Source organism: Vibrio sp. YT-19(2023) (assembly GCF_033337395.1).
On the sequence record NZ_JAWOQN010000427.1, the window covers coordinates 1 to 743 of the forward strand.

General features: G+C 47.8%; 1 protein-coding gene. It reads right to left on the reverse strand.

Features of this window, described 5'->3' with window-relative positions; all coding sequences use genetic code 11:
• The coding region (gene pncB, locus R7E78_RS26330) for a nicotinate phosphoribosyltransferase (RefSeq protein ID WP_318058636.1) at positions 1–743 on the reverse strand (743 nt) is incomplete at both ends.

Here is a 743-nt window from a genome sequence, read left to right on the forward strand (position 1 = left end):
GGCCTTGGAAATGCTCACAAATGTCTAGCGCTTGCTCGAAGTTCAAACCATCCGTAAAGACTAGGGTCTTCGTCATCGGGTCGATGCCAAGCGACTCATAGTGCGCAATCATCTTTTCGCCCCAAGTGAATGGGCAACCGCTGTCGTGACGAACGCCAACGTACGCATGACTCAACTCTTCATCGAAGTCTTTGAGAAATGCATCGATTCCGATGGTATCCGTCAGTGCGATACCCAGTGCGCCATTAAACATTTTTTGCCAACGTTGCAGGGCAATTTTCTGCGAATCACGTACGTTTACTAACGCTTGATGACCCATAAACCACTCGTGAGCAACCGTGCCAATTGGGGTAAGATCTAACTCTCTCGCCAAATGGTAGTTACTGGTTCCCGTCAAGCATTGTGGCAATTCCTTGCTTAAGTACTCCAGCATGGTGCGCTGCGCTTGAAAAGAGAAACGGCGACGCGTCGACATATCTGCGAATTTGAAGTTAGTAATGTTGCGACGTTCTAGTTCGGCTTTCAAATAGCGAACTTTGTCTTCCAATACGGTTTGGAACTGCTCGAACGGGATATCTGACCAACGTTGACGGCTGCGAACTTCCGACACAATGCTCATGATGATGGTTTCGTACAGAATGGTTTCCTTCCACAAGCCATTGATTGTAATGCGTAACTGGCTTGAGCCATCCGACATGGTTTTGTTATGGAAAGAGACATCGCTTTGCGGGTTAAAACGGAAG